The sequence below is a fragment of the Mesorhizobium sp. P2_D1 genome (assembly GCF_056404455.1).
In genome coordinates, this window is the sequence record NZ_JBFUDZ010000022.1 from 13,812 (window position 1) to 38,922 (window position 25,111).

The 25,111-nt window shown below is 62.2% G+C and carries 35 protein-coding genes; 13 read left to right on the plus strand and 22 right to left on the minus strand.

The annotated features are described in order from the left end of the window. Window positions 1-49 precede the first annotated feature (49 nt). The 3 genes from AC1D0I_RS17250 to AC1D0I_RS17260 all read left to right on the plus strand — a co-directional run bounded on the left by AC1D0I_RS17250 (window position 50) and on the right by AC1D0I_RS17260 (window position 1,390). Window positions 50-502, plus strand: coding sequence for a hypothetical protein (locus tag AC1D0I_RS17250; RefSeq protein ID WP_477396588.1), 453 nt, complete (start codon window positions 50-52; stop codon window positions 500-502). Between the two features lie 234 nt (window positions 503-736). After that, a complete protein-coding gene (locus AC1D0I_RS17255) occupies window positions 737-997 on the plus strand; it encodes a hypothetical protein (RefSeq protein ID WP_477396589.1) in 261 nt (86 codons plus the stop codon). A gap of 177 nt (window positions 998-1,174) precedes the next feature. Then, window positions 1,175-1,390 carry a hypothetical protein gene (locus AC1D0I_RS17260; RefSeq protein ID WP_256754440.1) on the plus strand — a complete coding sequence of 72 codons (216 nt, stop codon included), beginning with the start codon at window positions 1,175-1,177 and terminating at the stop codon, window positions 1,388-1,390. Window positions 1,391-1,417: 27 nt separating this feature from the next. Here AC1D0I_RS17260 and AC1D0I_RS17265 read toward each other — a convergent pair whose 3' ends face one another. The 3 genes from AC1D0I_RS17265 to AC1D0I_RS17275 all read right to left on the minus strand — a co-directional run bounded on the left by AC1D0I_RS17265 (window position 1,418) and on the right by AC1D0I_RS17275 (window position 3,251). Next, on the minus strand, window positions 1,418-1,642 hold the full coding sequence (locus AC1D0I_RS17265) for a hypothetical protein (RefSeq protein ID WP_477396591.1): 225 nt from the start codon (window positions 1,640-1,642) through the stop codon (window positions 1,418-1,420). A gap of 61 nt (window positions 1,643-1,703) precedes the next feature. Continuing rightward, window positions 1,704-1,991 (minus strand): hypothetical protein, encoded by a 288-nt coding sequence (locus tag AC1D0I_RS17270; RefSeq protein WP_477396593.1) that lies wholly within the window; start codon window positions 1,989-1,991, stop codon window positions 1,704-1,706. 171 nt (window positions 1,992-2,162) lie between these two features. After that, a complete protein-coding gene (locus tag AC1D0I_RS17275) occupies window positions 2,163-3,251 on the minus strand; it encodes a site-specific integrase (RefSeq protein ID WP_477396595.1) in 1,089 nt (362 codons plus the stop codon). A 128-nt stretch (window positions 3,252-3,379) separates the two neighbouring features. Here AC1D0I_RS17275 and dusA point away from each other — a divergent pair, with 128 nt between their 5' ends. Then, window positions 3,380-4,375, plus strand: a complete 996-nt coding sequence (dusA, locus tag AC1D0I_RS17280) for a tRNA dihydrouridine(20/20a) synthase DusA (protein ID WP_477396596.1) — start codon at window positions 3,380-3,382, stop codon at window positions 4,373-4,375. Window positions 4,376-4,391: 16 nt separating this feature from the next. Here dusA and AC1D0I_RS17285 read toward each other — a convergent pair whose 3' ends face one another. Then, window positions 4,392-5,096 (minus strand): TIGR02281 family clan AA aspartic protease, encoded by a 705-nt coding sequence (locus tag AC1D0I_RS17285; protein ID WP_477396598.1) that lies wholly within the window; start codon window positions 5,094-5,096, stop codon window positions 4,392-4,394. 13 nt (window positions 5,097-5,109) lie between these two features. Next, the gene (locus AC1D0I_RS17290; protein ID WP_095091520.1) at window positions 5,110-5,343 is read right to left on the minus strand and encodes a DUF1289 domain-containing protein; all 234 of its coding nucleotides are present in this window, start codon (window positions 5,341-5,343) and stop codon (window positions 5,110-5,112) included. A 198-nt stretch (window positions 5,344-5,541) separates the two neighbouring features. Between AC1D0I_RS17290 and AC1D0I_RS17295 the strand changes: the two genes are divergently transcribed. Next, the gene (locus AC1D0I_RS17295; RefSeq protein ID WP_477396685.1) at window positions 5,542-6,540 is read left to right on the plus strand and encodes a nicotinate-nucleotide--dimethylbenzimidazole phosphoribosyltransferase; all 999 of its coding nucleotides are present in this window, start codon (window positions 5,542-5,544) and stop codon (window positions 6,538-6,540) included. 25 nt (window positions 6,541-6,565) lie between these two features. Here AC1D0I_RS17295 and AC1D0I_RS17300 read toward each other — a convergent pair whose 3' ends face one another. Beyond that, a complete protein-coding gene (locus tag AC1D0I_RS17300) occupies window positions 6,566-8,086 on the minus strand; it encodes a sensor histidine kinase (protein WP_477396600.1) in 1,521 nt (506 codons plus the stop codon). 74 nt (window positions 8,087-8,160) lie between these two features. Here AC1D0I_RS17300 and AC1D0I_RS17305 point away from each other — a divergent pair, with 74 nt between their 5' ends. From AC1D0I_RS17305 to AC1D0I_RS17320, 4 genes are all read left to right on the plus strand, one after another. After that, entirely contained in the window at window positions 8,161-8,781 is a 621-nt protein-coding gene (locus AC1D0I_RS17305; RefSeq protein WP_477396602.1) for a thermonuclease family protein, read from the plus strand. Window positions 8,782-8,832: 51 nt separating this feature from the next. After that, window positions 8,833-9,444 (plus strand): glutathione S-transferase, encoded by a 612-nt coding sequence (locus tag AC1D0I_RS17310; protein WP_477396603.1) that lies wholly within the window; start codon window positions 8,833-8,835, stop codon window positions 9,442-9,444. Further along, a complete protein-coding gene (locus AC1D0I_RS17315; protein ID WP_477396605.1) occupies window positions 9,384-10,109 on the plus strand; it encodes a uracil-DNA glycosylase family protein in 726 nt (241 codons plus the stop codon). Before AC1D0I_RS17310 ends, AC1D0I_RS17315 begins: the two co-directional genes overlap by 61 nt. Before the next feature lie 109 nt (window positions 10,110-10,218). Further along, window positions 10,219-10,710 (plus strand): Lrp/AsnC family transcriptional regulator, encoded by a 492-nt coding sequence (locus AC1D0I_RS17320; RefSeq protein WP_477396607.1) that lies wholly within the window; start codon window positions 10,219-10,221, stop codon window positions 10,708-10,710. 14 nt (window positions 10,711-10,724) lie between these two features. Here AC1D0I_RS17320 and AC1D0I_RS17325 read toward each other — a convergent pair whose 3' ends face one another. From AC1D0I_RS17325 to moaA, 13 genes are all read right to left on the minus strand, one after another. Then, window positions 10,725-11,294: a DUF3299 domain-containing protein gene (locus AC1D0I_RS17325; protein WP_477396608.1), complete on the minus strand. Its 570-nt coding sequence runs from the start codon at window positions 11,292-11,294 to the stop codon at window positions 10,725-10,727. Window positions 11,295-11,340: 46 nt separating this feature from the next. After that, a complete protein-coding gene (locus AC1D0I_RS17330) occupies window positions 11,341-11,922 on the minus strand; it encodes an N-acetyltransferase family protein (protein WP_477396610.1) in 582 nt (193 codons plus the stop codon). Continuing rightward, window positions 11,882-12,586, minus strand: coding sequence for a DNA alkylation repair protein (locus tag AC1D0I_RS17335; RefSeq protein ID WP_477396612.1), 705 nt, complete (start codon window positions 12,584-12,586; stop codon window positions 11,882-11,884). Before AC1D0I_RS17335 ends, AC1D0I_RS17330 begins: the two co-directional genes overlap by 41 nt. Window positions 12,587-12,594: 8 nt before the next feature. Further along, window positions 12,595-13,464 (minus strand): NAD(P)-dependent oxidoreductase, encoded by an 870-nt coding sequence (locus AC1D0I_RS17340; protein ID WP_477304087.1) that lies wholly within the window; start codon window positions 13,462-13,464, stop codon window positions 12,595-12,597. Window positions 13,465-13,568: 104 nt separating this feature from the next. Then, window positions 13,569-14,438, minus strand: coding sequence for an ABC transporter permease (locus AC1D0I_RS17345; RefSeq protein ID WP_477396614.1), 870 nt, complete (start codon window positions 14,436-14,438; stop codon window positions 13,569-13,571). Then, window positions 14,435-15,154 (minus strand): ABC transporter permease, encoded by a 720-nt coding sequence (locus tag AC1D0I_RS17350; protein ID WP_095091530.1) that lies wholly within the window; start codon window positions 15,152-15,154, stop codon window positions 14,435-14,437. Before AC1D0I_RS17350 ends, AC1D0I_RS17345 begins: the two co-directional genes overlap by 4 nt. Before the next feature lie 75 nt (window positions 15,155-15,229). Further along, a complete protein-coding gene (locus AC1D0I_RS17355) occupies window positions 15,230-16,015 on the minus strand; it encodes an ABC transporter substrate-binding protein (RefSeq protein WP_095091531.1) in 786 nt (261 codons plus the stop codon). Window positions 16,016-16,172: 157 nt separating this feature from the next. Then, entirely contained in the window at window positions 16,173-16,682 is a 510-nt protein-coding gene (gene mobB, locus AC1D0I_RS17360; RefSeq protein ID WP_477396616.1) for a molybdopterin-guanine dinucleotide biosynthesis protein B, read from the minus strand. After that, window positions 16,679-17,311 carry a molybdenum cofactor guanylyltransferase MobA gene (gene mobA, locus AC1D0I_RS17365; RefSeq protein WP_477396618.1) on the minus strand — a complete coding sequence of 211 codons (633 nt, stop codon included), beginning with the start codon at window positions 17,309-17,311 and terminating at the stop codon, window positions 16,679-16,681. Before mobA ends, mobB begins: the two co-directional genes overlap by 4 nt. 44 nt (window positions 17,312-17,355) lie before the next feature. After that, window positions 17,356-18,276 carry a DMT family transporter gene (locus tag AC1D0I_RS17370; protein WP_477304079.1) on the minus strand — a complete coding sequence of 307 codons (921 nt, stop codon included), beginning with the start codon at window positions 18,274-18,276 and terminating at the stop codon, window positions 17,356-17,358. A 121-nt stretch (window positions 18,277-18,397) separates the two neighbouring features. After that, window positions 18,398-18,757, minus strand: coding sequence for a hypothetical protein (locus AC1D0I_RS17375; protein ID WP_095091535.1), 360 nt, complete (start codon window positions 18,755-18,757; stop codon window positions 18,398-18,400). Window positions 18,758-18,875: 118 nt separating this feature from the next. Next, window positions 18,876-19,349, minus strand: a complete 474-nt coding sequence (locus AC1D0I_RS17380) for a hypothetical protein (protein ID WP_477396619.1) — start codon at window positions 19,347-19,349, stop codon at window positions 18,876-18,878. A gap of 56 nt (window positions 19,350-19,405) precedes the next feature. Continuing rightward, entirely contained in the window at window positions 19,406-20,401 is a 996-nt protein-coding gene (moaA, locus tag AC1D0I_RS17385) for a GTP 3',8-cyclase MoaA (protein WP_477396621.1), read from the minus strand. 200 nt (window positions 20,402-20,601) lie between these two features. Between moaA and AC1D0I_RS17390 the strand changes: the two genes are divergently transcribed. Then, window positions 20,602-20,955 carry a gamma-butyrobetaine hydroxylase family protein gene (locus tag AC1D0I_RS17390; protein ID WP_095091538.1) on the plus strand — a complete coding sequence of 118 codons (354 nt, stop codon included), beginning with the start codon at window positions 20,602-20,604 and terminating at the stop codon, window positions 20,953-20,955. 66 nt (window positions 20,956-21,021) lie between these two features. Beyond that, window positions 21,022-21,633, plus strand: coding sequence for a pyridoxamine 5'-phosphate oxidase family protein (locus AC1D0I_RS17395; protein ID WP_095091539.1), 612 nt, complete (start codon window positions 21,022-21,024; stop codon window positions 21,631-21,633). Between the two features lie 132 nt (window positions 21,634-21,765). Here the strand turns inward: AC1D0I_RS17395 and AC1D0I_RS17400 are convergent, their stop codons facing one another. Beyond that, the gene (locus AC1D0I_RS17400) at window positions 21,766-22,218 is read right to left on the minus strand and encodes a MarR family winged helix-turn-helix transcriptional regulator (protein ID WP_378916515.1); all 453 of its coding nucleotides are present in this window, start codon (window positions 22,216-22,218) and stop codon (window positions 21,766-21,768) included. Window positions 22,219-22,265: 47 nt separating this feature from the next. Between AC1D0I_RS17400 and AC1D0I_RS17405 the strand changes: the two genes are divergently transcribed. Further along, window positions 22,266-23,177: an alpha/beta hydrolase gene (locus AC1D0I_RS17405; RefSeq protein WP_095091541.1), complete on the plus strand. Its 912-nt coding sequence runs from the start codon at window positions 22,266-22,268 to the stop codon at window positions 23,175-23,177. Window positions 23,178-23,190: 13 nt separating this feature from the next. On the opposite strand, the gene AC1D0I_RS17410 is transcribed toward AC1D0I_RS17405, so the two are convergent. Beyond that, the gene (locus tag AC1D0I_RS17410) at window positions 23,191-23,586 is read right to left on the minus strand and encodes a rhodanese-like domain-containing protein (protein WP_477396623.1); all 396 of its coding nucleotides are present in this window, start codon (window positions 23,584-23,586) and stop codon (window positions 23,191-23,193) included. A 58-nt stretch (window positions 23,587-23,644) separates the two neighbouring features. Further along, the gene (locus AC1D0I_RS17415; protein ID WP_477396625.1) at window positions 23,645-24,259 is read right to left on the minus strand and encodes a TetR/AcrR family transcriptional regulator; all 615 of its coding nucleotides are present in this window, start codon (window positions 24,257-24,259) and stop codon (window positions 23,645-23,647) included. Between the two features lie 99 nt (window positions 24,260-24,358). Here AC1D0I_RS17415 and AC1D0I_RS17420 point away from each other — a divergent pair, with 99 nt between their 5' ends. Next, entirely contained in the window at window positions 24,359-25,105 is a 747-nt protein-coding gene (locus AC1D0I_RS17420; protein ID WP_477396627.1) for a 3-oxoacyl-ACP reductase family protein, read from the plus strand. The last annotated feature ends 6 nt before the right edge of the window (window positions 25,106-25,111 follow it).

Consider the following 25,111-nt stretch of genomic DNA (forward strand, 5'->3'; position numbering starts at 1 on the left):
GGTCCGCCTCCCGGTTTCGGCCGGGAGGCCCAGATTGCGGAGAACGGAGATGAACACACGCTATCAGACACCGACACATTCCTCGCCAAAACTTGGCAAGCTCGAAGCTGTTTTCTGCCTGCTCGATGATCCCGCCAAGGTGGTCAATCATCCACGTCTCAGCCGTACCGAGAAGCGGGCGTTGCTCGCGTCGTGGGCATCCGACGTTTACGCGGTGGAAAATCAGCCGACGCTACGCCGGCTGGACAATGGGACTTTGGTCCCTGTCGAGCGCATTCTGAGCGCCTTAAAGGCCTTGGATGAGACGCCCGAGGCGGGGGAGACCCGAATCCACGCTTGGCGGTCCTCTTCGCGCCGTGGCGCGTCTTGGCGACGGAGCGGCCGGCTCTTCGGCCGCGATGACGACAATGACCCGCCACCGTGTCCGGCATCAGTAGCGCCGCGTCCGCGCGCGCCAGGTGGAGTGGGCGCAATGGTCGGCGCCGAACTCGCATATGCCTGAGTTTCCGTTTGCTCATTTGTTCGGCTGCCTCGGCAGGGGCAGCCGAACTCGGCACACTGGCGGGTGAGGGCCGAGGTTACAGAAGTACGGCTAAACGGGAGCGGATGACAATTTCAAAGCGCACATATCGTCTCCAGATCATGCTGAATGCCGAAGAACTCGCGGTTCTCGACGCCTGGCGCTTCGACAGACGAATGCCGAGCCGGTCCGACGCGGTGCGGGAGTTGCTTCGACTTGGTCAAGATACACCCGGCCAAGGCCGGGATCGGCCTGCAAAATCCGTGGATTTTGGGGTTATCGATCCGCCGGTCGATTGAGCCGCACGCGGCCTGCTGGCGCTTACCGAAGGCGCTGGCCGTATATCAGGCGTGCTTCGCGCAACAGCGAATTGCGGTCCGTGCCAAGCATTCCGATGAGGTCTCGTGCCTGCGCTTCCGAGATTCCGGTGTCCTTGGCAAGGTGAACTGCAAGCCTGTGCTGTGCAACCCTGCCTGACCGCCGATGGTCCGGAGAGCAACTGCAAGAGGGTGTTATGGCGCCGCAGGATTGCTGAGGCCCGGCCTCTCGCGGGAGCGGGCCGTCGCGCTCGATGACGCGCGGCGGTCCTCCGGTGAAGTTACTGGACCTCAGCCGTGGTGGGCGCTAAAGCGGGCTGACAGGAGGGCCAAGCCCATGGACGCCAAGAGGCTCGACCACAAGCTCGACTGCAAGGCGTGCGGGACAGTCCAGTTGGACATCCCCGATAACGCCACTGACAATACGCCCATCCATTGCAGCAACTGCGGCCGCTACCTCGGCGACTGGGGGGAACTGCAGGACGACTTCCACAGGCAAGCCGGCGATGCGCAAGCTTTCGACCTGAACCATGGCAACATCATCAAAAAGTAGCGCTGAGAAGGCAAAGTCTCTTGTCGATCAATGCGGCTTCCTCGGCCCCGGTGACACCTCGGCCAAGTCGAGGAGCGCGTCCAGGGCACCGGTCATGTCGCGCACCACCTCCACGGAATTCCTTCGCAGCACCGTTACGTCAGTTTCCATGCCCTCGGTGGCATGCCGATAAAGTTGCTCGGCAATGCCGGACAGGCGCCCCATGTTATGGGCGATGGTCTTGCACAGTTGCATGGCGTCGTCGTGTGTCACGGGGATATCCTCTCCATGGGATTATTTCGGCCTGGGCAATTGGTGCGGAGCGGCCGCTGTCTCATCGCCTTGACAGGACGCTACGCTCGATAAGACATCTGAGCCGTTCGCGATCGACAGCCGCGATGTTGCAATTGCCGAGATGTCTTTGGAGCATAACGAGTGCCGCGGCCTTGGACGGCGAGGGGACGTGATTGCGGATGTGATTGTTGAAAAAGCGGCCGTTAGCAAACGCAGACTGAAACGCGGCAACGGCCTCAAGTGGTGCCTCCAAGAACTCGTAGTGCTTCCCGCCGCCTGCCCGCCAGGGTTGCTGACGCCGATCGTGGGCGACGGCCTGTTCGAGCATGGCGGCCACTTCCGTGCCACAGGTTGCGCAAGAAGCTGCCGGCGACGTCGGTGAGCCGCCAATAAGTCGAAGCGATCGAACAGCATCTCCCAGGCCGGGAGCGCCGTCAGCGGTAGAGCCGCAGCGGCACCGCCGACGGCGACGCCCGGGGCCGGTCCGACGATGCGTTCGTCAACCAGTTGCAGCTCGGCACTCGAGCGATGTCTGTTGAAGCCTCGCCGCGATCAGATGAAGTTGCTCCGGCCTCAAATGGGTATAGCGGCGTAGCATCTTCCAATCCTTGTGCCCGGTGACCATCGCGACCTGCTCGATGGTGAAGCCAGCTTCGAACAGGCGACTTGTGCCTTCGTGACGCAGGTCGTGGAAGTGCAGATCCTCGATCTTAAGTTCATGACAGGCACGTCGGAAGGCAGTTCCGGCCGATTTCCCATTGTAGGGGAAGATGCGTCCCATTCCCTCAGTGGAAAAACGCTGCTCTTCGAGGATCGCGCGGGCGTCGTAACCACTCACATCGAGGAGCGGAATACGCATGTGATTGCCCTTCTTGTGGCGTGGGTCCTTGCGATCTCGTATCAGCAGGGTGTTGTTGCGGTCACTGAGGTCCTCCCACGTAGCGTTGCAGATTTCCCCGAGCCGCATTGCGGTTGCGATCGCAAAGCGGATGATCTTGTCGACGGGGATAATCTGGAAGTTGTTTCCTCTGAAGTATCGGATCAGGGCCTCTATCTCGTCAAGCGTCGGTCGCCGATCGCGCTCGTTACCCTTGCCAACAAGACCCAAGCGGGTGAGGGCGACACGACCAAGTTCCACCGGCTCCGCTGAATAAGGCAGTCCATGCACAGCCGCGCCGTGCACCAGCAATGTCCGGATGTATCCGATGTCTATTCCAACGGTGACAGGTCCGGCGCCTTCCTCGGCTCGTTCCTTGCCGAACTTTATGACCTGTTCGCGATTGAGATCCGCGATGTTGAGCCTTCCGAGCCTGGCTCGTAGCAGGTCCAGGCTGAATGCCTTCGAACGCCCGGTCGCCTTGCCAACTTCCGCCATATCGGCGATATGCAGGTCGATCAGGTCGGCGACCGTTTTGATCCCGTCCTTGTGCTTGGGAGCAGGCTTCTGACCCAGGTCGATTTCTCGCTCAATTCGGCGCGCCCACATCTCGGCGTCCTTGCGGAGCGAGAAGCTGGTGCTGAGGTAGTGACCCTTGCCGCGAACCTGCACACGCCACTTGCCGGAAGCCAACTTGTTGATGGATGCCATGGGTGGTCTCTTTTTCGTGCACGCTGTGTGCACAGGGAGGAGTACAAAATGCGAAAACTGACGGATATCGTGTCGTACAAACGGCGAACGTGTGCACGTTTTAAGCTCCTGAAAATACGAGAAAAAGCGTGATAAATCAAGCTCATAGGATTTCCGTTGCGCCGATGATGGATTGGACGGATCGGCATTGCCGGTTCTTCCATCGCCAGCTGACCAGCCGTGCGCTGCTTTACACCGAGATGGTGGTGGCCGACGCGGTTATCCATGGCGCGCGCGAGCGGCTGCTTGGCTTCGATGCGGCGGAGCATCCCGTCGCCTTGCAGGTCGGTGGCTCGGATCCCGGAAAACTCGCCGAGGCGGCGCGCATCGGCGAAGCCTTTGGCTATGATGAGATCAACCTCAATGTCGGCTGCCCGTCCGACCGCGTCCAGTCGGGCGCTTTCGGCGCCTGCCTGATGAAAGTGCCTGACCTCGTCGCCGACTGCGTCGCCGCGATGAAAGCGGCGGTGGCGATTCCCGTCACCGTCAAATGCCGCATCGGCGTCGACGAGCAGGACCCCGAGCCGGCGCTTGATACGCTGGCGGACGGTGTTTTCGGAGCCGGCGCCGACGCGCTGTGGGTGCATGCGCGCAAGGCGTGGCTGGAAGGGCTGAGCCCCAAGGAAAATCGCGACATCCCGCCGCTGGACTATGGCCGCGTCTATCGGCTGAAGGCCAGAAAACGAAACGAATTCATTGGCATCAACGGCGGCATCCAGTCGATCGAAGAGGCACGGGCGCATCTCGACCATGTCGACGGCGCCATGCTTGGCCGCGCCGCCTACCACACGCCCGGCATCCTGGCCGGCGTCGACGCAGCCTTCTACGGCGTCAAGTCCGACGCGTTCGATTTCGCCGCGCTGATCGATGCCATGGCAGAGTACGCGGCCCACCATATCGAACAGGGCGGGCGGCTTGGCCATGTCACCCGCCATATGGTCGGACTGTTCCATGGCTTGCCCGGCGCGCGCCGCTACCGCCAGATACTTTCCACCGATGCGACCCGGCCCGGTGCCGGACCGGACGTGCTGAAAACGGCCTTCGCAGCCGTCGAGTTCGGTGGAGCGGCGGCCGAAGCGGCCTGACGCGTTCGGGTCGGGGTCAATCCCTGAGGATCATGCGGTCGCCGCGCACATCGAAGCCCGACAGCGAGCCGATGAAGTTCATGCCAAGCAGGCTCTGGCTGAGCATGCCGGGTGCTGCAATCATCACCGGCATGTCCTTGCGCACGATGCCGCCGATCGCCAGTTGATCGGTCTTGACGGCCGCGGCGCGCGCCATGCCGTTGGCGGTTGAGACCGGTATGGTGTAGTTGAGCGCCGCTGGATTGAATCCGGATGCCTGGGCGTCCTCGGACGTCAACACGGTGCTGGTCGCGCCGGTATCGACCACGGCCCGCACTGGATTGCCGTTGACCAGGATGCGGGCTTCGAAATGGCCGTTGTCCGCCTTGTCGAGTGTCACCGTGGCGTGGCCGTCCTCGACGCCCAGAGCCAGCGGGCTGCCGGGAACAAGGCCCGCGGTGACGCGGCTGGCAACGTCCTGCAGTTCGTAGCGATACTGGTAGCCGGCGATCAGCGCGAGCGCGATGGCCGCCCAGGCGCCGAGGTTGCGGGCCATGGCACTCAGGGGCCTGCCTGAGCGAAGCAGGCCGGCGCCGACCAGCGCGCCAAAGGCGCCAAGCCAGATCAGCCGACCAAAATCGTAATTCTCGACCCCGAGCGTGCTGCCGGCGGAATCGTTGAGCATGAGCAGGACTGCTCCCACCCCGATCGCGGCAATCAGTATCCAGAACAGGCGGTTCATCTGTGTGGTCGCCTCACGAAAGCGCGTCGCGTTCGCGCGTCATGCGAGCGCGGCGCGTTTCCCGTCGCGGCCGACGCTCGACCGTTTCCAGACGGGCAGGCAATTCAGCCATGACGGAGCGACGCGTTTCGGGCGTCATGCCGATCCAGGCGCCGATTTCCTCGCGCGTGCGTCCGCAACCGAAACAGAAGCCGGTTTTCATGTCGATCGAACAGACGAGGATGCACGGGGATTCGATGACCGTCATGTCTTTCTCTTCAGGGTTCCATTAGGAATCCCTTGTTGCACCTCCACATGGTGCAACCGCAAAGCCAATGCAAGCCCTCGCAATTACGCCTTTCGCGGCGACCTTTGCGGCAAATGCGTGAGCATGATCCAGGAGGTTGTGCCAACCGCGCAAGGCGGCTATGCCGCTCACCAACTCCAGGGAATGAATGCCGACGACATGACCAGCGCGCTGCCTTTCGATGATTTTCGCAACCTGCTGGCCAATTTGCCGGCGGCCGACACGACAGCCGAGGTCCGTGTTCGAACGCTGTTTGCCAAGGCCGACAAGCCCGTCAATTCGCTTGGTCGCATCGAGGACATTGCCGCCTGGCTCGCGGCCTGGAGCGGGCGGGCTCCGCCCGCCGTGACAAGGCCGTTGATGGCGGTCTTTGCCGGCAACCATGGCGCCACCCGGCATGGCATTTCGCCACGGCCGGTGGCGGCGACGGCCAACGCGGTCGAGCTTTGTGCCGCCGGAGGTGCTGCCATCAACCAGATCTGCATTGCCAATGATCTCGGGCTGAAGGTTTTCGATCTCGCCCTGCACATCCCGACCGCCGACTTCACCGAGGATGCAGCATTGGACGAGCGCGGTTGCGCCGCCACCATGGCCTTCGGCATGGAAGCGATCGCGGGAGGCACCGACCTGCTTTGCCTCGGCGACCTCGGCGTCGGCAACTCCACTGTTGCTGCGGCCCTGTTTGCGGCGCTGTTCGGAGGCAAGGGCGCCGACTGGGTCGGCCCGGGATCYGGCGCCGGTGCGGCGATGCAGGTACGCAAGGCTGAAGTGGTCGATGCGGCACTTGCCTTTCACGGCGGCCATCTCGGTGACCCGTTGGAGGCGCTGCGCCGGGTCGGTGGCCGGGAGTTCGCGGCGATCGCCGGCGCCATCCTCGCCGCGCGGATGCAGAAGATACCGGTTCTGCTTGACGGATTTGCGGCAACGGCGGCTGCAGCAGTGCTGCATGCCGCCAACCCCACGGCACTCGACCACTGCCTTCTTGCCAGCGTGTCGCCGGAGCCCGCGCATGCTCGGGCCGCCGAACGCCTCGGTCTTCGCCCGTTGCTCGACCTRGGCATCGGCCATGGTGAGGGAGCAGGGGCCGCTCTTGCGGCAGGCCTGGTCAAGGCAGCGGCGCTGACCAGTTCAGGCGTGGCGGCGGCCGTTCGGGGTTAGACGCCAGACACACGAGCGAAGTCTGCTATCGCCGCCGCGCCGCCACCGCCGCGGTCGGCAGCGCCGGCAGTTCTTCCATCACCCGGCTCAGCGGGAAGATGGCGATCGCTTCGGTGCCTTCGCGCAGCTTGGAATGAAGTTCGAACTCGCCGCCATGCATGGCGAGCAGGCCTTGCACGATCGGCAGGCCGAGCCCGGTGCCTTGCTCGGCGCTCTTGATGGCAATCGAGCCCTGACCGAAGGCCGAGAGCACCACCGGGATTTCGTCCTCGGGGATGCCGGGACCATTGTCCTTGACTGAAATGTACTGTCCGCCACCCGCTGTCCAGCCGACGCGAACGCGGATTTCGCCGCCGGTAGCCGTGAACTTGATGGCATTCGACAGAAGGTTGAGCGTGATCTGCCGCACCGCCCGCTCGTCGGCAAACAGGCGCAGCAACTCATGCTCGAAATCCTGGACAACGCGGATATCCTTGTTGCGCGCCCTCAATTCCATCATGTGACAGCAATCCTCGACGATGTTGAGCAGCATCACCGGCTCTTCGTTGAGCTGATAGCGGCCGGCCTCGATGCGCGACAGGTCGAGGATTTCGTTGATCAGGTCGAGCAGATGCTGGCCGGATTCATGCACGTCATGGGCGTAGTCGCGATAGGTCGGGTTGCTCATTGGTCCGAGCACTTCGTTCGACATCACCTCGGAGAAGCCAAGAATGGCATTGAGCGGCGTGCGCAATTCGTGGCTCATCGAAGCGAGGAACCGCGACTTCGCCAGATTGGCGTCTTCCGCCCGCCGCCGTGCTTCGTCCGACATCGATTTCGCCGTCTCCAGTTCGGCGACCAGCGCATCCTTTTCGGAGCGGAACGACAGCAGCATCAGGGACGCGCGGTTGAGGTGACGGGCGACATAGGCGAAGAAGGGCAACGACACGACCAGCAGTCCCGCCATGATCGCCCCGACCGGCATCCACAGCTTGACGCCGGCATAGGCGTAGAGCGCCACCGGAACGGCAAAGGTCGCCAACAGGGCGCCACCCAGGGAGGAGGTCATGACAGCGGTGGCCGCCATGGCGACCAGCAGCACCACCGCTTTGACAACCTGGAACTGGTCGGGCAGGCAAGTGCTGCAGCCAAGCCAGACGAACCACCCCCAGCCGAGACCGCAAACGAAGTGGCCGATCAGCAATTCTCTTTGTGTTTGCAATGGGTTGAGCTCGGAAGCTTCAGTGCGCTCAATGCGCCGCGCCAGGAAGGTGACGATGATGTAGCAGGCGAGCGTGAACAGGGCCCAAAGGCCGATCTCATTGCCGACGCCGGCAAACCGGCCGGCTGCCGCGATCGCCAGAACGAGCAGCGGGATGGCGATGGCGCCGCTTGTCATCGCGCGGGCGTGGAGCTTCAGGAGTTCGCGATCAAAATCGGGATTGCCGGCTTGCTGCGAAAGACGGTCGCGCGTCTTGCGCACCGCGCGCGCGACATCGCTGTTGCGATGAGGTTTCCTGCGGTCCACAATGAACTTGTCCGCTGTGTTCGAGCGTTGCAAGGGCATGAAACTTCAATTTATGCGAGCAGCGGTTTCCAAGTGTTAAGCTACGTTCGAATGATTAACCAACCGTTTGCCATATGAGCCGTTCATGGGGCACGAGGCCGCGCCGGCGATACGCTGCGCCACCCCGAAGCTTGGGGCGCCGGCTGATGGATTACGGGCTTACCGTCCTCATTCTCGGATTGCTGATCCTGCTGGCGGCTCGTCTCGACCGGGTGGAAACACGCAAGACGGAGGGTGTGGCAATCGTCAACGATGGCGATTCCATCACGCTTGGCGCCGAGCGTGTCCGCATGCGCGGCATAGACGCTCCGGAATATACGCAGACCTGCCGCAGGAATGGTGCCGACTATCCCTGCGGCACGCTTGCGCGCCAGGCGCTGGTGCGACTGATCGCTGGCAAACCCGTCTCCTGTACCGGCTGGCAGCGGGACCGCTACGGCCGGTTGCTTGGCAACTGCACCGCCGGCGGCAAGGATCTCAACCGCGCGCAGGTGGAGGCGGGCTGGGCGGTTGCGTTTGGCAGCTTCGAGAGCGAGGAGGCCACGGCCCGTGCGGCAAGGGTCGGCATGTGGGCGGGTACATTCGACCGGCCGCAGGACTGGCGCGACAGCCATCACGGCGAAGTCGTCGAGAGAAAGCATGGCACGCTGGCGTCGATCGGCGATGCCGTGCGTGAGATTTTTCGGTTCTGGTAAACCCGGTAAGGGGTTGAACTCTATGGGTGTTGGGAAACCGGGAGGATGGGAATGAAGTTGTTCGACGGTGGCCGCGCACCCAATCCGAGGCGGGTCCGCGTTTTCCTGGCCGAGAAGGGCATTACTGTTCCGCTGGTGCCCATCGACATGGGCGCGCTGGAGCACAGGAAGCCGTCGGTCAGTTCGCGTAACCCTTTGCAGCGTCTGCCGGTGCTTGAACTCGACGACGGCACGATCCTCACCGAATCCGTCGCCATCTGCCGTTATTTCGAGGAGTTGCAGCCCGAACCGGCCCTGTTCGGGTGTGGCGCGCTCGGCAAGGCGCAAGTCGAGATGTGGCAGAGACGGATGGAATTCAACCTGCTCAGTTGCGTCGCACAGGCCTTCCGTCACATCCACCCGGCGATGAAGGAATGGGAAATTCCGCAGATTACCGAATGGGGCGAGGCCAACAAGCCCAAGGCCGTGGAATTCCTCAGGCTGCTCGACGGTGAACTGGGCAACCGGGAGTTCATCGCCGGTGACAGCTATTCGATTGCCGACATCACCGGCCTGATCGCCGTCGACTTCATGAAACCGGCACGCATCAAGGTGCCGGACGAATGCGCCAATGTGTTGCGCTGGCACCAAGCCGTTTCCAGCCGGCCGAGCGCCGCCGCCTGACCATGATCCTGAAAAGTGGAAGGCAGTTTTCGGACGAGATCACGGTCGACGAGGATGCGCTCGAAGGCTTCGCCGAGACAGTTCGCGCCTGCCGCATCTGCGTCGAAAATCCGATCGGCAAGCCACTGCCGCACGAACCGCGACCGGTGTTGCGACCATCGTCCAGCGCCCGCATCCTGATCGCCAGCCAGGCGCCGGGAACCAAGGTCCATATCACAGGCATGCCGTTCACCGACGCCTCCGGCGACCGCCTGCGCAGCTGGCTCGGGGTGACGAGCGAGGAATTCTACGACATCGATAAGTTCGCCATCGTGCCGATGGGCTTTTGCTTTCCCGGCCAGGATGCCAAGGGTGGCGACTTGCCGCCGAGGCGCGAATGCGCGCCGGCGTGGCGCGCGCCGTTGATGGCGTTGATGCCGCGGATCGATCTGGTGCTTACGATCGGCATCTATGCGCAGGCCTGGCACATGGGTGCCGTGCGCCGACCTTCGCTGACCGAAACGGTGATGGACTGGCGTGCCATCTGGGATCAGCCCGGCAGCCGGAAAGTGCTGCCGCTGCCGCATCCGTCGTGGCGCAACACCGGCTGGCTGAAGAAGAATCCATGGTTTGAAATGGATTTGCTGCCATTCCTGAGATCGGAAATCCGCTATCGTCTCGATTGAACTTTCAGCAAGAAATCACTCGCTTTTTGGCCGATCGGCAGAATTTCTTTCTTGTGAAAGGCTCGAATAAGGCGGAATATAGCCAATCTATTCCCCCGGAGAGAAAAAGATGGACCGCCTCGATAGAAAAATTCTCCGCCTCTTGCAGGAGGACGCGACACTCGCGGTCGCCGACGTTGCCAAGAAAGTCGGGCTGTCGACGACACCTTGCTGGCGGCGCATCCAGAAGCTTGAGGAAGAGGGCGTCATCAAGCGGCGCGTCGCCATCCTCGACCATGAAAAGGTCAATGTGCGGGTCACCGTCTTCGTGTCGATCCGCACCAATTCGCACAGCCATGAATGGCTGCGGCGGTTTTCCGAGGTCATCCAGGAATTTCCCGAAGTCGTCGAGTTCTACCGCATGAGCGGCGATGTCGACTATCTCCTGCGCGTCGTGGTGCCCGACATCGCCGCCTACGACGCCTTCTACAAGCGACTGATCGCCAAGATCGAGATCCGCGACGTGTCGTCGTCCTTCGCCATGGAGCAGATCAAATATACGACCGAGATCCCACTGGATTACATGGTGCTAGACAAGGAATCGGGCGCCAACGCCRCTTGAGCTGACCGGGCTTCTCAGTTCTTTTTCTTGTTGAGGAAGCTCCAGGGTGAGTTCACCCGCAGCGTGATCGTGTCCGGCACGCTGTCGACGCTCACCACATCGGCCTTGCGCACGGTGTAACCGGACTGGATGACGCTGACGCCATCGAGAATGAACAGCTGGCTTTTCTCCATAGCCGGCTTTAGCGCGCCGGTGACGGCAACCGGCTGATAGGCCTCCGACATCTTGTAGGGATGGGATGGGGTGACCAGCACGATCTGGTTGGGCGGCGGCGTCGGCATGTGGCTGCAGGCGCCCGTCCACGGCACCAGCAGGAACTGATAGACAAGGTCGCCGTCGCGATCGACGGGCAATGCATAGCCTGCCAACTGGATAGTCTTGTCCTGCAGATTAAGCGACAGCGTCTCCCCATGGTCGGGCAATTTTGCCGCGATCATTGGCAGCCCGACGTTTTCGGCTGCGGTCTGCGTCGCCGGGCGCAGATCCTTCCAGAATATGTGTGCGGTCTCGGCCGAAGCGCTGGCGGTGGCCACGCACACAAACAACGCTGCGAGCGCTATGGATGATCTGATATCGTTGCTCATTGGCCGCTTCCTTTGGACCCGAGTAGAGACGGCGCTGCCAATGCCGTCAACGCTCGAGCCGCATCACATGTCTGCGAGAACCGGCCATGCCGATCTCGTGAAACCCGCGAGCCGCAAACATGTCGCGAAAGCCCATGAAGCTGTAGCTCGGCGATGCCTGATCGACCGGATAAGCCTCGATCGTTCCGGCCCCCTTGGCGAAGGCGTGATCGATGGCGCCGTCGAGCAGCGCGGATGCCAGGCCACTTCCGCGCAAAGCCCTTGGCACGTAGAAACAAACGATCGACCAAATATCGGTCTCGCTGTCGTCCTGTTCGCGTGAAAGCTTGCGATAGGTCTGGCGTGGTGCGACCGAGCACCAACCAACGGTCTTGCCATCAAGATGGGCGAGGATTCCGACCGGCGTGCCGGCATCGACGAGCGCCATCATGGCCCGCTTTTTCTCGTCGCTCTCGACATGCTCGCGGCTGGGCAGATGGCGCCAGGCCATGCACCAGCAATATTTCGGTGCGCCCGGCTGTTCGAACAGGGTTTCGAAATCCGCGCGTGTCGAGCGCGTCACTTCCGTAAAGCGGATTTCAGGTCCGTCAGCCTTTCCTGGCGGCGAGGCGCTCGAGCGTCCTGGCATCCGATAGTTCCTTCACAGCATCCTTGCCGATCCACCGCGCCGTCTTGTCGGTCGATTGTGCGAGCCTTTCGGCGACGGCAAGGGCAGCACCGTGCATATCCATCGATCGCTTGCCTATCGAACGAAGGGCCCAGTTGACGCCCTTCTTCACAAAGTTGCGGCCGTCGGTGGCATGCGCTTCGATGATGGGCAGGAAGGCGAGAAAGGTCGCCTCGGGCTCTTTCTTCCGATGGACGACGGACCAGGCCATCATGGCAAAAGCCGTGCGTCGAACGAACTCCCGGTCATCGGCCGCGAACTCAGCGATCAGTTCTTTCCAGGCGTCCGTGTCGACGAAGAGATCAGAGACGCCATCGACGATATCCCAGGAGTCGAAACTCGACGCCCACTGCCTTGCATCCGCTGCAGAAAACCGCTTCGGATCGGCCGTGACGGAAGCGATGAACTGCGCCTCCATGATGCCCGTCTGCCACAGCGCGAAAGCGCGCTCATGGTTGTGCTTGATTTTCCTGGCAATCTGCCGCTGCACGCCGTGCGAGATGCCGAGCGCACGTTCGATCTTGATGCCGTAGCGCAGCATGCCACGGCGATTTTCCTCCGAGCCTATCGAGCGCAGATGCGCGACGATTTCGTCGGCACTGGATTGGGGCGAAAGCTCGGTCATCGCGAACCTTATTTTTCCAGGCGCGCCAGCAGCGAGGACGTATCCCAACGCTTGCCGCCCATCGCCTGCACATCCTTGTAGAACTGGTCGACAAGTGCTGTCACCGGCAGTTTGGCTCCGTTGCGGTCGGCCTCGGTCAGGCAGATGCCAAGATCCTTGCGCATCCAGTCGACGGCGAAGCCGAAATCATATTTGCCGGCATTCATCGTCTTGTGCCGGTTCTCCATCTGCCAGGAACCGGCCGCACCCTTGGAAATCACCTCGATCACCTTCTCGATGTCGAGCCCGGCTTTCTTGCCGAAATGGATGCCTTCTGCCAAGCCCTGCACGAGGCCGGCGATGGTGATCTGGTTGATCATCTTGGTGAGCTGGCCAGCACCGGCCGATCCCATCAAGCCGATCATGCGCGCATAGGCATCGATGACGGGCCTGGCCCTGTCGAAAGCGTCCTGTTCGCCGCCGACCATGACCGTCAGTACGCCATTCTCGGCGCCTGCCTGGCCGCCGGAGACCGGCGCATCGAGAAACGAAAAACCACCGGCCTGCGCGGCCGCCGCCAGTTCGCGCGCGACCTCGGCCGAGGCCGTTGTGTTGTCGATGAAGACCGAGCCTTTCTTCATCGATTTGAAGGCACCTTCGGGACCTGTCGTCACCGAACGCAGATCGTCATCATTGCCGACGCAGGAGAAGACGAAATCCTTGCCCTCGGCCGCCTCCGCCGGCGTCGGCGCGAGGCTGCCGCCATGCTGGCCAACCCATTGCTCGGCCTTGGCCTTGGTGCGGTTGTAGACGGTGACGTCATGGCCACCCTTGTTCCTGAGGTGCCCGGCCATCGGATAGCCCATCACGCCAAGACCGAGAAATGCCACAGATGCCATGATTTTACCCTTCAGACGGAAACGAAATTTGCTGCGAAAGCTCTAGGCTCTGCGCTCAATTCGTCAAGACGCCTGTGGGCTGATTGACTGGTGCAGGGAATTGGTCAACGCTTCAGGTGGATGGTGATCCGTCGTTCGATCCATTCAATGCCATGACGCAATATCTCGACCATGACGAGGTAGACGACGGCGACCCAGATATAGGCCTGAATGTCGAAGGAGTTGGCGAAGGCGAGCTTTGCGTTGCCCATCAGGTCGTAGACGGTGATGATGGCAACGATGGCCGAAGCCTTGATCATCAGGATCAGCTCATTGCCATAAGGCCGCAAGGCAACGATCAACGCCTGCGGCAGGATGATCTTGCGCAAGGTCTGCAGTTTGTGCAGGCCCAGGGAAGCAGCGCCTTCCCACTGGCCCCTGGGCACGCTCTCGATGGCGCCACGCAGGATTTCGGCCTGGTACGCGGCTGTGTTGAGCGCAAAGGCAAAGACGCCGCAGTTGAATGCATCCTTGAAAAAATCCCAAAGCGTGAATCGGGCGACGGTCAGCCCGTCGCTAAAGACGGGAAGGTAGATGCCGAATTCGCTGAGTTGCGGCCGGAAAGAGCCGACGCCGTAATAGACCAGAAACGTCTGGACCAGCAGCGGCGTGCCACGGAAAAAGTAGACATAGCAATAGGCGAGGCCGGATAGGATTCGGTTCTTAGACATGCGGCCGTAGGCGACAGGGAGCGACAGTATGGCGCCAAGCACCATCGCTATGGCGACCAGCGACAGGGTGACCCCAAGCCCGCTCAGATAGGCCGGCGCATACTTGGCAAAGAAGGCCGGATTCCAGGCAAGGACGAGATAGGCAACAATGCCCAGGCCGAAGGCCATCCACAGGCCGACGAGCGCATAGCCGGCGATGCGGGGACGCGGCCAGCCCCGCGCCCGTGGCGGTGGCCGCTCGACCATCGTGGCTGTAGCGCTCATCGTTGTGCCTCCCGCCGGCCGAGCGAGCGCAGGATGGCGCTGGTGGCGAAGGACGACACGATGGCCAGGCCGAGAAAGACCAGGGCCGCCACGCTGTAAAACAGGAACGAGTGCTTGGTGACGCGAGCCGCCACACCGGCATTGCGCAGCGTCTCGGCGAGACCGACGACCGACACCAGCGATGTATCCTTGAGCAGACTAAGCCAGCAGTTTTCCAAGCCGGGAAACGCGATACGAAGCAGCTGCGGCAAGATAACCTTGCGCATGGTCAACCAGTTGGAAAGGCCAATGGCATAGCCGCCCTCATACTGGCCCTTCGGTATGGCGCGGAATGCCGACAGGAAAACTTCGCTGGCATAGGACGAGAAGATCAGGGAAAGCACGATCATGCCGGCGACGAAGCCGTTGACGTCGATGGTCGCGTCGGGCCGGAAATATCGGATGAGATGCTGCAGCAGAATTGGCACGCCGAAGAAAAACAGGAAAAGCGTCACCAGTTCCGGCAGGCCGCGGAAGACCGTGGTGTAGATGTTGGCGGCGAGGCGCAGCGAGGGTTCTTCGGACTGTTTGGCGTATGCAATGAAAAAGCCGATTGTCAGCCCGATCGGCAGCGTGGCGAGTGCTAGCGCGACGGTAACCAGGGCGCCATAAGCGATATCATCAAGCCAGCCATCGGGTCCCCAACTGAGAAGTGTCCATAAGCTCTGGGCTGGCATTGACTGGTCTTGTCTCCACGGCGATCACAGAAGACCTAAAGGCGGCGGGGGACCCCCGCCGCCTTTGTCATATTATCAGGATTCGGCGCCGAAGACGTCGAACTTGAAGTACTTGTCGTTGATTTCCTTGTACTTTCCGTTGGCGCGAATGGCTTCGATGGCCGCATTGAACTTGTTGACGAGATCGGTCTCGCCCTTGCGTACGGCAATGCCGGCGCCCGGTCCGAAGATGTCGACCGGTTGCGGCGACGGCTGGCCGAGAATCTTGCAGCATGCGCCATCAGGCGAATCCAGCCACTGCTGAAGCACAACAATATCGTCCTCGATGGCGTCGAGACGACCATTGGCAAGATCTGCCTGCTCTTCGGGGCTGCTCGGATAGCCCTTGACGGTGCTGTCAGTGTAAGTCTTCGAGGCATAGTTGAAATGCGTGGTCGTGGTGGCGACACCAATGGTCTTGCCAGCGAGATCTGCCTTGGTCACGCCTTTCAGCGTGCTGTCTTTAGGCACGGCCAGGGCCGACGGCGTGTTGTAATATTTGTTGGTGAAGTCGACCTTCTCCTTGCGCTCCGGCGTGATCGACATCGAGGCGACGATGGCGTCGAACTTGCCGGCCTGGAGAGCGGGGATGATGCCGTCCCAATCCTGGGCGACGAAGGTGCACTTGACCTTCATCTGGTCACAAAGCGCCTTGGCGATATCGATGTCGAAACCGACGAGCTGGCCATCGGCGGTGAGGTTGTTGAAGGGTGGGTAGGCGCCTTCGGTGCCGATCCTCAGGGTCTTTTCCTGGGCCTGGGCTACGCCGAGCGTCAGCAGCGCAGCCGATGCGGCAAGCGCGATACGCAGTGCAATACGCATGATAGTCCTCTCTTTATGGTCCCGGCCGTCGTTCCAAACGGCTCTGTGGGGCGGTGCTTTTGACCGCCCGCTGGCGCGATACTCCCACTCTTTCCAAGAAAAAAGCAACTGCAAAACCGCAAAAATGGGCAAGGCTATTCTGCCGCTGCGTTAGCTCTCAAGCAACGAGCCCAATGTCCCGCTCGATGAAGTCGGCTATTGATTTCACATCGTCGAGATCGAACACCGGCAAGAGCTCGCCTTCGGCCGCAAAATCGGCGGCGACAGCGACGATGTTGGGATCCGTTGCCGATAGCGGTATGCGGTCCTTCGCTTCCAGCCGTCGGGTTTCGATCTTGCGGTGGGCTTCGCGCTTGTAGCCTTCGACCAGCACCAGATCGCACGGCGCGAGCCGAGACAGGATCGCCTCCAGCGTCGGCTCATTCTCACCGCGCAGTTCGTGCATCAGCGCCCAACGGTTTCCTGACACGATCGCGACTTCGGTGGCGCCAGCCTGCCGGTGGCGGAAGCTGTCGGCGCCCGGCTTGTCGATGTCGAAGTCATGATGAGCGTGTTTCACCGTCGACACCTTCCAGCCGCGCCGGACAAGTTCGGTGACCAGCCTTTCGGTCAATGTCGTCTTACCGGAATTCTTCCAGCCGGTGATGCCGAAGACGCGTCTGTTCATGATTTCATGCTCCGCAACAAACGTTCGGCCTGAACAAGATCATCGGGCACATTGATGTTGAAGAAAGGGTCGACCGGTTGGCCGGCGGATTGCGGAACCGGGAACTGCACCTCGACAAATCCATGCCGGTCGATGAAGGCCGAAACCCGCCTGATATCCTCATCGACCAGAAAGTGCCGCAAGGCGTCCCGGCAGTCCGTCGGCCACAGAGCGAAGGTCGGATGCCGCTTGCCGGCCGAGCAAGCAACGGCAATCGAACCGGGACGTTGATCGGTTGCTGTCGCCAGTCGTTCGACAAGATCCAGGGGCAGGAAGGGCGTGTCGCCGGCAGCGGTGACGACAGTCTTGCAAGCCGTGTTGGCGGCGGCCCATTCGAGGCCGGTCAGGATTCCGGCAAGCGGTCCGGCAAAACCGGTCACAGTGTCGGCAAGCACTGGCAGCTCGTAGCGTGAGAAGCGTGTGGCGTCGCCGTTGGCGCTGAGCGCCAGGGGGGCGACCTGCGGGCCAAGGCGCGACACGACCTGGTCAAGCACGCGACCGCTACCAAGCGGCAACAGGCTCTTGTCGCCACCGCCCATTCGTCTTGATTGGCCGCCGGCCAGAATGATCCCTGCAACATCTCGCTTCATGCCACCGAGCCTGTACGCCAGCCGTCGGAAATCACAAGAGCCGGCTAGATTCCATCCGGGACCATGCTTGGCCCGGTGCTTTCGGCGACGATCTTGCGCCGGCCGACGACCCGCTCGCGGTAGAGCGCATAGAGGCCGGAGCCGATGATGATCGTGGCGCCGACGATCATCGGCAGGTCAGGAATGTCGGCGAAGACGAACAGGCCAAGCAGGATCGACCAGATCAGGGCCGTGTAGCGGAACGGCGCGATGAAGGAGATGTCGCCCGCCCGCATCGCCATGATGATGAACTGGTAGCCGATGAGCACCAGCACCGCGGCGAGCGCCAACAAGGCTGTGCTGTTTCCCGTCATCGGCGTCCAGCCCCCCATCGGTGAAAGCAACGCGGCTCCCAGAATCGTCATGGCAAACGCGGTGGCGGTCGACACCAGCAGCGTCGGAATGGCCTTGGGAATCCGCTTGGTGGCAAGATCGCGTACCGCACAACAGGCAACACAGGCCAGCGCCACCAGCGAGTAGACGCTGAACCCCTCGAAACCTGGCCGCACTATGACCAGCACGCCGGCAAATCCGATGGCGATGGCCAGCCAGCGCCGCCAACCGACGCCCTCGTTGAAGACCAGTGCCGCGCCCATCGTCACCGCCAGCGGCAACGCCTGGAGGACCGCCGAGACGCTGGCGATAGGCAAATGGGCGAGCGCGATCAGGAACGTCACCGTGCCGCCGGCTTCGCCGAGGACGCGCAGCGCCACCATTGGGTCGAGCATCGAGCGCAGCCGGACAAGGGCACCGCGCTGCCAGGCAAGCGAGCCGACGAACAGGGTCGCAAATGCTCCCCTGATCAGCATGACTTGCGCCATGTTCATCGATTGCGACGAGTATTTGGTGATGGCGTCGTTGAGGGTGAAGCCGGCCATCGCCACAACCATGAACAACGCGCCGCGAAGGTTTGGAGAAAGGGGCAAGATGGCTACCGGCTCTGCTTTGCATGAAGCCTGTAGCAGTCGGGCATGAAACAGCAACAGCAAAGGGCTGGGCCACAGGATTGTCCGGTGCCCAGAACAGAGCCTGCCATGGTGGCGGACCTTATTTCTTCGGCGTCAGAATTTCGGTGCCGTTGCCTTCCTTGCCGGCGATCGTCCACAGGCCGTGTAGCGACCCGTCATCCTCGACCTTGTAGACGACAAGGCCGATGTCCTTGCCCATCACATAGCCGGCCGAGAAGGCGTCGTCGTTGCGCATGCAGATACCGTCCGAGGACGAGCCGCCCGTCTCCCAATGGATCGCGCAGGTTGTCCCACTGGTCAGCGTGATGGTGGCTTCGCCACCATAGGCAGAGCCGTCGAAATTGGTGCCGGCGACGGTATACGTGCCGCCGATCGACTGGGCCGCAGCGGGCAAGGTGGCGAGGCCGAGCAATGCGAACGAAAGAAGAAGTTTGCGCATGGTGTATTCCCCCGGAGCGAAAGACCGCTACGAGACGGAGGCTAAGCGGGAAAACGCCACCGGTAAATCAGGCGAACATTCGCGTGCGGAGATTTGTCCACGGTGTGGCCGAAAATGCTCATGGTCCTTTGAGGCTGCCGGCGATGGCGCCGACCAGCGGATCGTATTTCGATTTCAGGGCCGGCGGGTAATCGATCCAGACCGTTCGGATGACGCCATCCCGGCCGAACAGGCGTCGCTCGTAAAAGATCTTTCCATCCTTCAAGCCCGACAGCACCACCCAGTCCTTGCCGGCCTTGCTGTAGGTGACCTTGTAGCCGGGTTCATTACTGGCTTTCTCAGCCGCGACGAACCCCTTGGGCGTGTCGTTGTCGATGTTGAGGATGCCCGAGCAGATCAGGCTGGCGCCGTCGGCACTCAGCCATTCCTGTCCGTCGCCATTGTCCGGCTCGGGCTGGCGGTCGGTGAAGATGTCGTCGGGAAAGGTGCAGACGGTGCCGAAGCGCTCATTGGTGTAAGTGAATGGCGCGGCAATGGCGTTTGTCGCTGCAATTGTTGCGATAACCGCCAGAAATGAGGAACGACTCAGCATATCCCGCCTCGAAGCCAATGACCCGGAGGCGATCCTGCATGAATTTCGCGCAAAGATCAGCCGCCGGTGACGCTCATGTGCCGCGAAACGGAGGGGCGGCTGGTCCGGCGGTCGATGATGAAGTCATGGCCCTTCGGCTTGCGGCCGATCGCTTCGTCGATGGCCTCGGCGACCAGCTCATTGCCTTCGGACGCGCGCAAGGGCGCGCGCAGGTCGGCGGCATCCTCCTGGCCGAGGCACATATAGAGCGTGCCGGTGCAGGTCAGCCGGACGCGGTTGCAGCTTTCGCAGAAGTTATGCGTCATCGGCGTGATGAAGCCGAGCCGTCCGCCGGTCTCGGCGACATGCACGTAGCGGGCCGGGCCGCCGGTCTTGAAGGGAATGTCGGCCAGCGTGAACTGGCGTTCCAACGACGCGCGCAGCAGCGACAGCGGCAGGTACTGGTCGGTGCGGTCGGCATCGATCTCGCCCATCGGCATGGTTTCGATGACCGTCAGGTCCATGCCGCGGCCATGCGCCCAACGCATCATGTCGGGCAGTTCGGCGTCGTTGAAATCGCGCAGCGCCACCGCGTTGAGCTTGACCTTCAGCCCGGCCGCAAGTGCTGCATCAATGCCTTGCATGACCTTGTCGAGATGGCCCCAGCGGGTGATCTTGTGGAACTTGTCGGCATCGAGCGTGTCGAGCGAGACGTTGATGCGCTTGACGCCGCAATCGGCGAGCTCGGCGGCGAAGCGCGACAGCTGCGAGCCGTTGGTGGTCAGCGTCAATTCTTCCAGCGCGCCGCTTTTGAGATGCCGCGACAGCTGGCGCACGAGGTGCATGATGTTCTTGCGAACCAGCGGCTCGCCGCCGGTTAGGCGCAATTTCCTGACGCCTTTTTCGATGAACACCGTGCACAGCCGGTCGAGTTCTTCCAGCGACAGCAGGTCCTTCTTCGGCAGGAAGGCCATGTCCTCGGCCATGCAATAGGTGCAGCGGAAGTCGCAGCGGTCGGTGACCGACACCCTGAGATAGCTGATGGTGCGCCCAAAAGGATCGATCATGTCCATGCTTCAAGCAATTCCCGTGGCCGTGAGCGGCATCGTTATATATCGCTATGTGATACGATCCGGCCTGCCATTCAAGATACCGCTTCTCGATCTTTGGTAACATTCCCTGGCCGACATCGCGTGTCGGCTCACCTCAAACGGCCTTTTCCCTTCCGGCGAAGCAGCGTAGGGAAGGGTGGATTGCCACGGGATCGAACATCATGACCGCACCCAGGGAACTCCGGGTCTCGAAGGACCGCAAACTGCTGTCGGTCACCTTTCCCGATCATCGGCCGTTCGAACTGCCGGCGGAGCTGTTGCGTGTCGCTTCCCCATCGGCCGAAGTGCAGGGCCATTCGCCGGATCAGCGGGTGACGGTCCCCGGCAAGCGCAACGTGGCGATCCTGAAGATCGAGCCGGTCGGCAACTACGCGGTGCGCATCACCTTCGATGATTTCCACGACACCGGCATCTTCACCTGGAATTACCTGCACACGCTCGGCCACGAAAAGGACGAGCGCTGGAATGCCTATCTCGCCGAGCTTGCTGAAAAGGGCTTGAGCCGAGACCGCTAGGCCGTCGCTGTCGTCAAAACGTCATCGATGTGGGGTAGCGCCGGCAAAGGTTTGGAGACGAGGAAGATGTCGGTCATCACCACGGTCGAGCAGCTCGAGGCGCTCTATGGCGTTCCAGGCGAGGCTTCGTTGGTCAAGGAACTCGATCACGTCATTCCGGAATACGCAGCCTTCATCGAGGCCTCGCCGTTCGTCGCGCTGGCAACCAGCGGACCAGAGGGCCTGGACTGTTCGCCGCGCGGCGATCTCGCCGGCTTCGTGCGCATCGTTGATCCGAAAACGCTGATGATGCCGGACCGTCGCGGCAACAACCGCGCCGATTCGCTGAAAAACATCATCCGCGACCCGCGCGTCGGTCTTTTGTTTCTCGTGCCGGGCTCCGGCACGACGCTGCGCATCAACGGCCGGGCCCATATCACGACGGATACAGCGCTGTGCGCGTCGTTCACCGTGGACGGCAAGGCGGCGCGCTCGGTCACTGTCGTCGATATCGATACGGTCTACTTCCAATGCGCCCGCGCCATTGTCCGCTCCGAGCTGTGGAACCCGGCGAGGCATGTCGACCCGAAGTCGCTGCCGACGCCCGGACAGATCCTGGAAATCACCAGCCGCAGGAACATCGACGGCGAGACCTACGACAAGGAATGGCCGGAGCGGGCGAAGAAGACGATGTGGTAGGTTTCGGGGCTGAAAGGGCTAGAGCATGATGCCGAAAAGTGTGAAGCGGTTTTCGGACGACATCATGCTCTATCTCTTTGATTTAGAGGCGGATTCAGATTTCAGGTCGATCCGACCTGAAATCATCCGGCTCTAGGCGTCTTTCAGCACATCATAGATCTTGCGCATCTGCTCGCCGATCATGTCGCATTGTTCCGGTGTCGACTGGCTCATCGCCTTCTCGATCAGCGCCATGTGCACTTTCAGCGCCTGCATCAGCAGCGCCTCGCCGGCTTCGGTCAGTGCAAGCCGCAGGATGCGCTTGTCCTTCTCGTCGCCTTCGCGGCGCAGCAGGCCACGCGCCTCCAGCTGCGGCAGGAGCATTGTGATGTTGGAGCGGCCGACGAGCAGCTTGCGGGCAAGGTCGTGCTGCGACATGCCGGGGTGGCGATAGAGGTTCATCAGCACGTCGAGCTGCGCCGGCTTCAGGTCGAGCGGCGCCAGTTTCGTCGCCAGCGTGCGTTCAAGCACATGGCAGGCGCGCGCCACCGCGACCCAGTTGCGAAAACGCGGGTTGTCCCAAGGTAACTCTTGTTTATTGTTCATCTTTGAACTATTATGTTCATGCTTGAACGTATGGATGGATTCTCACTATGGCATCAATCGGGCTGAAGGTCATCCGGCGGGTGTTTGGTGCGGCCGAGCGTATTGCGCCACGCCTGACCGGACGCGCGGCTTTCGAACTGTTCTGCCGCACGCCGAATGTGAAGGCGCTCAGCGATGGCGAGCGCCGCGCCGTCGACCGAGCGGCTGCGTTCATGACCGAGGCACGCCATCATCGGCTGAAGACCGCGACCGGCTGCGTCATGGTGCACGAATTTCGGCCGGAGCCGGGCAGGGCGGCCGCCGGCACGGTGCTTGTCGTGCATGGCTGGCGTTCTCGCACCGAATATATGCGTGCGCTGATCGAAGGCTATCGCGCGGCCGGCTACAGGGTGGTTTCGCTTGACCTGCCTGGCCACGGCCAGTCGCAGGGCCGACGGCTGAACATGGTCAATGCCGTGGATGCGGTGCGGGTCGCCGGCCAATGGTTCGGCCCTTTCGTGGCTGTTGTCGGCCATTCCTTCGGTGGCGCCGTCGCAGCCAACGCTCTCGCCGGTTCGGTCAAGAACATCCCACCGCTGGCGGCCGGACGCCTGGTGCTGATCGCAGCGCCCAGTTCCCTGCCTGCGATCTTTGCCGACTTCAGCCGCATGCTGAATGTCGGCCCGCGCTCGCAGGCCGCCATGGCGGACCGTGTCGAACATCTTTCCGGCCGGCCACTGCACGAATTCACCGGCGACCGCCAGCTCGCCGATGCGCCGGTGCCGACCCTGGTCATCCACGCACCGGACGACCGTGAAGTTCCGGCCGACCATGCAACACGTTATGCCGGCGCCGGCGGCCATGTGCGGCTCTACTGGGCTGACGGCCTCGGCCACCGCCGCATCCTTGCCGACAAGGGCGTGGTCGGACGCGCGGTCGGTTTCGTCGGCGAGCATCGCGAGCCGTCGCTGCTGCACTGAACGGCCATCGAGGCTATTTCCTCTTCCCGCCGGGCTCGACCGGCAGTCCGGCCGCCTTCCAGGCGGTGTAGCCGCCAAGGATGTGCTTGACCGGCGATAGTCCCATGTCCTGCGCCGTCTTGGTGGCCAGCGCCGAGCGCCAGCCGCCGGCGCAGAAGAAGACGAAGCTCTTCCCCGAAGCGAAGAACGGCTTGTGGTAGGGGCTTTCGGGGTCGATCCAGAATTCCAGCATGCCGCGGGTGACATGCTTGGCGCCGGGAATCCTGCCGTCGCGTTCGACCTCGCGCGGATCGCGCAGGTCGACGAAGATGGTGTCTTCATCGTCAAGCAACCCGGCCGCTTCCTCCGGCGACACCACCTCGATCTCGGCATTCGCCTCATCCAGCAGTTCGCGATACCCTTTTTTCACAGGCTTGTCCTCCCGACCGGCTGGCTGTCTGGATTTGCAGCACAATGGCCGGCGTTTGTCACGCTCTGTCCGTGCTGGCCATCGTCTGCCACGCCGCCATCGCGCCGGCCACGGTTGCCAGAAGCGCCGAATGCGAGGCGCCGTCGCGAGCCTGGATCGACATGCCGTGCTGGACTGTAGCGTAGAAAGTGGCGGCAGCGCTGCAGTCGAAGCTCGCAGGCAGTTCGCCTTCGGCAACGCCGCGTTCGAGACGTGTGCGCAGGGCGGCGTGATTCTCGGCGCGACGACGGCGCAGATCGTCGCAGATCGCGCCGCGGCTGGAGTCCTGGTGCAAAGCGCCGAGCGTTATCAGGCAGCCCTGCGGGCGATCGGTCTGCGCGTAGGCTTTCGCCGTCAGGCACAGAAATTGTTCGATCGCCTGACGCGCGGTCGGCGCTTCCTCGAGCGCCAGCCAGATGTCGGCACCCTCGGTGCGCGAATAGAAATCGGTCGCCTCGAGGAACAGCGCCTCCTTGCTGCCGAAGGCGGCGTAGAGGCTGGGCGAGTTGATGCCCATGGCGGCGGTCAGCTCACTCATCGATGCGCCTTCGTAACCACGAGCCCAAAAAACCTCCATTGCGCGGTGCAGGGCTGCGGTTCGATCGAAGGTGCGGGGGCGGCCTCGTTCCGACATGACGCTCTTTTCTGTGTTGATCGATACATAATTCAGTTGACGCGGCCCGGCAAGGCTGACAGATATTTATGTATCGATCATTACAAAAAGGAGAAACAAATGTCATCCAACAGCTTGAACGGCAAGGCCGCGCTCGTCACCGGCGGCAGTCGCGGCATCGGTGCGGCGATCGCACGACGGCTTGCCGCCGAGGGCGCCAGCGTCGCGCTGACCTATGTGCATGGCGAGGAGCAGGCCCGCTCGGTCGTTGCCGAGATAGAGGCCAAGGGCGGCCGCGCCATCGCCATCAAGGCCGACAACCGCGATGCGGTGGCCATAGACAAGGCCGTCGATGACGCCGTGGCCGTATTCGGCCGGCTCGACATCCTGGTCAACAGCGCCGGCATCTGGCGTGCCGCACCCATCGATACCCTGTCCCTCGCCGATTTCGACGAGACCATGTCGGTCAATCTCAGGGCCCCGTTCATCGCCTCGAAGGCGGCGGCAGTGCATATGGGCGAGGGCGGCAGGATCATCTCTATCGGCAGCAATCTTGCCGAGCGGGTGACCGACACCAGTCTTGGCGCCTATTCGGCCAGCAAGGCGGCGCTCGTCGGCCTGACCAAGGCCTTGGCGCGCGACCTCGGCCCGCGCGGTATCACCGCCAATGTCGTCCACCCCGGTTCGACCGACACCGACATGAATCCGGCCGATGGCCCGCACGCCGAACACCAGCGCCAGAAGATGGCAACGCCGCGCTTTGGCAAAGCCGAGGACATTGCCGGCATGGTCGCTTGGCTCGCCGGACCGGAAGGCCGATTCGTCACCGGCGCGGCGTTGACCATCGACGGTGGCGCCAACGCCTGATCCCCG

Coding starts and splice junctions, on each gene's coding strand:
- AC1D0I_RS17250 (WP_477396588.1), top strand. CDS start 50: ATGAACACACGCTATCAGACACCGACACATTCCTCGCCAAAACTTGGC.
- AC1D0I_RS17260 (WP_256754440.1), top strand. CDS start 1,175: ATGGACGCCAAGAGGCTCGACCACAAGCTCGACTGCAAGGCGTGCGGG.
- AC1D0I_RS17270 (WP_477396593.1), bottom strand. CDS start 1,991: ATGCTCGAACAGGCCGTCGCCCACGATCGGCGTCAGCAACCCTGGCGG.
- AC1D0I_RS17275 (WP_477396595.1), bottom strand. CDS start 3,251: ATGGCATCCATCAACAAGTTGGCTTCCGGCAAGTGGCGTGTGCAGGTT.
- AC1D0I_RS17285 (WP_477396598.1), bottom strand. CDS start 5,096: ATGAACCGCCTGTTCTGGATACTGATTGCCGCGATCGGGGTGGGAGCA.
- AC1D0I_RS17290 (WP_095091520.1), bottom strand. CDS start 5,343: ATGACGGTCATCGAATCCCCGTGCATCCTCGTCTGTTCGATCGACATG.
- AC1D0I_RS17300 (WP_477396600.1), bottom strand. CDS start 8,086: ATGCCCTTGCAACGCTCGAACACAGCGGACAAGTTCATTGTGGACCGC.
- AC1D0I_RS17305 (WP_477396602.1), top strand. CDS start 8,161: ATGAGCCGTTCATGGGGCACGAGGCCGCGCCGGCGATACGCTGCGCCA.
- AC1D0I_RS17310 (WP_477396603.1), top strand. CDS start 8,833: ATGAAGTTGTTCGACGGTGGCCGCGCACCCAATCCGAGGCGGGTCCGC.
- AC1D0I_RS17315 (WP_477396605.1), top strand. CDS start 9,384: ATGCGCCAATGTGTTGCGCTGGCACCAAGCCGTTTCCAGCCGGCCGAG.
- AC1D0I_RS17325 (WP_477396608.1), bottom strand. CDS start 11,294: ATGAGCAACGATATCAGATCATCCATAGCGCTCGCAGCGTTGTTTGTG.
- AC1D0I_RS17330 (WP_477396610.1), bottom strand. CDS start 11,922: ATGCCAGGACGCTCGAGCGCCTCGCCGCCAGGAAAGGCTGACGGACCT.
- AC1D0I_RS17335 (WP_477396612.1), bottom strand. CDS start 12,586: ATGACCGAGCTTTCGCCCCAATCCAGTGCCGACGAAATCGTCGCGCAT.
- AC1D0I_RS17340 (WP_477304087.1), bottom strand. CDS start 13,464: ATGGCATCTGTGGCATTTCTCGGTCTTGGCGTGATGGGCTATCCGATG.
- AC1D0I_RS17345 (WP_477396614.1), bottom strand. CDS start 14,438: ATGAGCGCTACAGCCACGATGGTCGAGCGGCCACCGCCACGGGCGCGG.
- AC1D0I_RS17350 (WP_095091530.1), bottom strand. CDS start 15,154: ATGCCAGCCCAGAGCTTATGGACACTTCTCAGTTGGGGACCCGATGGC.
- AC1D0I_RS17355 (WP_095091531.1), bottom strand. CDS start 16,015: ATGCGTATTGCACTGCGTATCGCGCTTGCCGCATCGGCTGCGCTGCTG.
- mobB (WP_477396616.1), bottom strand. CDS start 16,682: ATGAACAGACGCGTCTTCGGCATCACCGGCTGGAAGAATTCCGGTAAG.
- mobA (WP_477396618.1), bottom strand. CDS start 17,311: ATGAAGCGAGATGTTGCAGGGATCATTCTGGCCGGCGGCCAATCAAGA.
- AC1D0I_RS17375 (WP_095091535.1), bottom strand. CDS start 18,757: ATGCGCAAACTTCTTCTTTCGTTCGCATTGCTCGGCCTCGCCACCTTG.
- AC1D0I_RS17380 (WP_477396619.1), bottom strand. CDS start 19,349: ATGCTGAGTCGTTCCTCATTTCTGGCGGTTATCGCAACAATTGCAGCG.
- moaA (WP_477396621.1), bottom strand. CDS start 20,401: ATGGACATGATCGATCCTTTTGGGCGCACCATCAGCTATCTCAGGGTG.
- AC1D0I_RS17390 (WP_095091538.1), top strand. CDS start 20,602: ATGACCGCACCCAGGGAACTCCGGGTCTCGAAGGACCGCAAACTGCTG.
- AC1D0I_RS17395 (WP_095091539.1), top strand. CDS start 21,022: ATGTCGGTCATCACCACGGTCGAGCAGCTCGAGGCGCTCTATGGCGTT.
- AC1D0I_RS17400 (WP_378916515.1), bottom strand. CDS start 22,218: ATGAACAATAAACAAGAGTTACCTTGGGACAACCCGCGTTTTCGCAAC.
- AC1D0I_RS17405 (WP_095091541.1), top strand. CDS start 22,266: ATGGCATCAATCGGGCTGAAGGTCATCCGGCGGGTGTTTGGTGCGGCC.
- AC1D0I_RS17415 (WP_477396625.1), bottom strand. CDS start 24,259: ATGTCGGAACGAGGCCGCCCCCGCACCTTCGATCGAACCGCAGCCCTG.
- AC1D0I_RS17420 (WP_477396627.1), top strand. CDS start 24,359: ATGTCATCCAACAGCTTGAACGGCAAGGCCGCGCTCGTCACCGGCGGC.